5 protein-coding genes are annotated in these 3694 nt (G+C 43.2%); all 5 read right to left on the minus strand.

Features of this window, described 5'->3' with window-relative positions:
- The coding region (locus VNZ46_RS23890; protein ID WP_325563312.1) for a hypothetical protein at positions 1-1064 on the minus strand (1064 nt) is incomplete at its 3' end.
- Positions 1065-1100: 36 nt separating this feature from the next.
- Positions 1101-1694 (minus strand): penicillin-binding protein activator LpoB, encoded by a 594-nt coding sequence (locus VNZ46_RS23895; protein ID WP_108553736.1) that lies wholly within the window; start codon positions 1692-1694, stop codon positions 1101-1103.
- A gap of 19 nt (positions 1695-1713) precedes the next feature.
- On the minus strand, positions 1714-2109 hold the full coding sequence (locus tag VNZ46_RS23900) for a hypothetical protein (protein WP_325563314.1): 396 nt from the start codon (positions 2107-2109) through the stop codon (positions 1714-1716).
- Positions 2110-2190: 81 nt separating this feature from the next.
- Positions 2191-2772 carry a TlpA disulfide reductase family protein gene (locus tag VNZ46_RS23905; RefSeq protein WP_325563316.1) on the minus strand — a complete coding sequence of 194 codons (582 nt, stop codon included), beginning with the start codon at positions 2770-2772 and terminating at the stop codon, positions 2191-2193.
- 51 nt (positions 2773-2823) lie between these two features.
- Entirely contained in the window at positions 2824-3693 is an 870-nt protein-coding gene (locus VNZ46_RS23910) for a type IX secretion system membrane protein PorP/SprF (RefSeq protein ID WP_325563318.1), read from the minus strand.
- Position 3694: the final 1 nt, after the last annotated feature.

A 3694-nucleotide genomic window follows, 5' to 3' on the forward strand; every position in this document is an offset into this window, starting at 1 on the left:
AAACGTTGGTCAAGGGTTTTAAAGGCCAGTGCATTGATGTCTTCAGCCTTTTCCAGAGCAATAGCATAATTGCCATTGCTGGCGGTTGCACTGCTATAATATGGTGGCCTGGCTACATACATAGGGTAAGTTACCCTCAAACTCTGCACAGAAGCCTTGTTCACGTTGGCCGGATCGTAATCCCAGAAAGGGATCACAATATTACCGTCGGTAAAGACCATATTTCCATGATCGTCTTTGATCAGGGAAAAGAAAAATTCTTTTTGTTGTTTCACCGGTGCCAGTCCATTTTCCCAGAACAGGATCAATTCTCCGCCTTCAGATAACTTTTCCGGCGTATAAGTCAGGTTAAATAGTTTTTCGTATTTGCTCTGCTCAGACTGGAAACCGTTCAGGTAAGCGGTGCGGATCACATCCTTTTTCAGGCCATCCGGTATTTTCGTTCCGTAATAGGTCGTATCGGGTGCTGTAAGGTAAACATCTGCTGCGTTTCTATAGGCTATAAAAGCATTGTTTACATCCCTGCCGCCTTCATAGATCAGGCCCTGCAGCATCAACGAAAAGGCATCTTTAGAATACCGGTTCTCTTTGTTGTTGAATTTATCTCCTTGCTCCTGGGACTGTAGGGTAATCCTCCTGGCTTCTACAATGGCTTCATCTGTATTGTTCAGATAGAAATAGTTCAGTGCCTTGTAATAATGGATCATGAACTTTTCAAAGTCTTCTCCTTTATAGGTCTGCGACATCGGATTGACCAATACACCAACGGTCCCGTCCATGATTCCTCCAAGTCCCTGTTCCAGCAACTGATCGGCTTCATTAAAATAGCGGTTACTGCCTTCATAATCTCCGGTGAGGTGAGCCATTTTTCCTTCCTCCATCAACAGGAGCAATTTATTTCTTGGTTTCTTCAGCAAGCTGTTTTTATCCAGTTCAGCCTTGGCCTGCGCATAATTTCCGTCTGCAATCTGTTTATAATACAGCGCAGTACGGTCATTATAGCTCGCACAGCTAAAAAGAAAGAGCATCAATCCAAAAAGAGTTGATGCTCTAAAAATATTCATCCGGATCGTTGTCATGCTAAGCGCCCGCCAATAATCCTAGTTTTTAACATATTTAGCGATCTTCTTTTCTCCAATCCAGACCACTTCATTGGTTTGGATATTAGTGAGCTCCAGGTTCACCTGATAATAAACTACTTTTTTACGTTTGTGAGAATCTACGATGGAGTTGATAGAGCCCTGCAGAATATAATCTGCTCCGTTTTCCAGTCCGAATTTCTTCATGCTGGATACAGAAGCATTGGATTGTTGGTCTGCTTTCTCCGCACGCAGTTCTTCCCGTTTTTTTCCACCTTGTACCAAACGTACTCTTTGGGTTTGCAGAAATGCTTGTTCTACGTCTTTTACAAAAGTTTCTGCTTCGATATGCTCATGGCTTTTGTTTTGAACCATCCCTACGATCACCACCGGTTTTTTACCTGCATTTTGCTCCAGGTGATTGCTCAGCCAGGCTGCACCCAATATGTTTTGGGTCAGGTCCTGGGCCACCAGCCTTGAATCGGTATTGTTCCAGTTTCCGCTAACGTCGATGGCTTCATCGGTACTTACACGGGTAACTTGCCTTGAGCATGAAGTAATGATCAGGCCTGAAACTGCAAAAGCAGCTATAGTAATTATTCTTTTCAGTTGCATATGTGTGTTTTAAGAGTTGCTAAAAGCCAAACCAGAAATTCCTTGTCCGGAAACCAAATGACGGGTAAAGATATCTTGAGTACCCTCCGTAATTCCAGTAATTGTTGTAACCCGGATAAGACCAGGAGTTGTCATAATTAGTATATCCGCCATACAGGGAAAGCTGATAATTTCTTTCTCTTCTTAAGCGGCGGCGTTCTTCCCTGGCTTCATACCAGTCATATGCTTTATAGGTTTCCTGAACGGTTGTACCTTGTGCATAGGTCAGCGAATCTGCCATCCTGCTGTATTTATTTACACTTTCTGCGTATCTTGGATTCTGATCAGCAACCAGATCTGTTTGCTGAGCGTAGCCGGCTGAAGCGTAGGTTATTCCTGCAAAAAATCCGGCGATCATTATTAAATTCCTTTTCATATCTATTAAGGTTTTAACGATAGACAAAAATACTTCTTTTCAAACTAATATGTTGTTTTTCAAGTCTCATTTAACACTTTTTTACATCCGGGTTAATTTTCTCATGAAATCCAGGAATTTCTGGTCTGCATAATTGGCGGCACCCTCTCCTTTATAAGAGATCCGGCCTTCCTTGTCAAATACAACTGTAGTGGGCAGTGAGCCTTTAAAAATTTCCTCGGGAACTGAGCTCCCCATGGAATATACAGGCAGGCGGTACTTCTTCCTGTCCATAAATTTTTTAGCCTTTCCAAAATCGCCATCGGCATCTACAAAAAGAAAAACGACCTCTTTATTATTTTTAAATTGTTCGTAAAGCCGGTTCACAGAGGGCATTTCGGCCTGGCAAGGTGGACACCAGGTGGCCCAGAAGTTCAGAAAGATCACTTTTCCTTTCAAATCGCCCAGGTCAATACTATTGCCCTCTGCGTCTTTAAATTTAATTCCGTTAAGGTTTGCAGCTTTTCCCTGCTCCGTTGCTTCTGTATGGGGTTTGAACAGGCCAACCTGCATGAGGCCCTGTATCAGGTAGGCTTTTGCCGATGGAACAAACAGCAGCACCAGCAAAACGCCAAGGAACAAACCATTCCAGAAGTGTTTTTTGAGAAAAGTGATTTTATTCATAAGCTATATAGTATAGACGCAATGCTTTGTGAATTGTTACACACCATACGCCTACCACATCCTTTGAGGGCAGATGACTTTATATACATTGTTCAGCAGGAAACCCAAAACAATTTCATGGCTGCCGTTACTGACCTGGTTCAATTGGGAGGTGGTAAAGTCATAAGCATAAGTCAGGTTCACAAAATGCCCGAGGTTGAATCCAGCCATTGCAGTATAAGAATCGTCTTTTCTAAGGCTGGCACCCAACCAGAACTTATCTTTGAAGGCCGCTTTTACATTAAAATCAAGGGAGGTTGGCAAGGCCTGGATCTGCTTCAGCATCACCGAAGGAATGATACTGATATCCTCATCTACACTCACTTTATATCCTCCTGTGACAAAGAAATGTGGTACTTGTTTTCCTGTATTCTCCCCTGAGGATCTCGTAAAGCTCAATTTTTGGGGCAGAATCTGTTGTACAGAGATTCCGGAAAAGAACCTGGCCCCATAGATCCAGATGCCGGAGGAAAGATCTGGTTTGAGCTGACTGCCAATCGCATTATTCAGTGCGGGATCATTGCCGTTCTCAAACTGGAGCGCATTGACATCAAGATCTATATTGGTTACCCCTGCTGCTACGCCTAAAGACATATTTAACCGATCAGATAAGCGAAGATGATAAGCATAGGTCAGGTTAAAGGTGAGGGTTGACAACTGCCCGGCTTTATCTCTTACGGCTGTAAAGCCAACCCCATGATGTGCTGGTGAGGCCATATAGTTCTGCATATAGCTCCTGCTCATGGGATTATCTCCATTTTCTTCAAAAGACAGGGCATTCGACCATAGATATTCTTTTCCGAGCGCCCAGTTGGCGGTCACAAAACTGGTCTTTGGTGAATTCTCAAGTCCTGCCCATTGGTTTCGATAACCTATTTTTATA

It is taken from the genome of Pedobacter sp. (genome assembly GCF_035566355.1).
Lineage (GTDB): Bacteria > Bacteroidota > Bacteroidia > Sphingobacteriales > Sphingobacteriaceae > Pedobacter.

Coding starts and splice junctions, on each gene's coding strand:
- VNZ46_RS23900 (WP_325563314.1), bottom strand. CDS start 2,109: ATGAAAAGGAATTTAATAATGATCGCCGGATTTTTTGCAGGAATAACC.
- VNZ46_RS23905 (WP_325563316.1), bottom strand. CDS start 2,772: ATGAATAAAATCACTTTTCTCAAAAAACACTTCTGGAATGGTTTGTTC.
- VNZ46_RS23895 (WP_108553736.1), bottom strand. CDS start 1,694: ATGCAACTGAAAAGAATAATTACTATAGCTGCTTTTGCAGTTTCAGGC.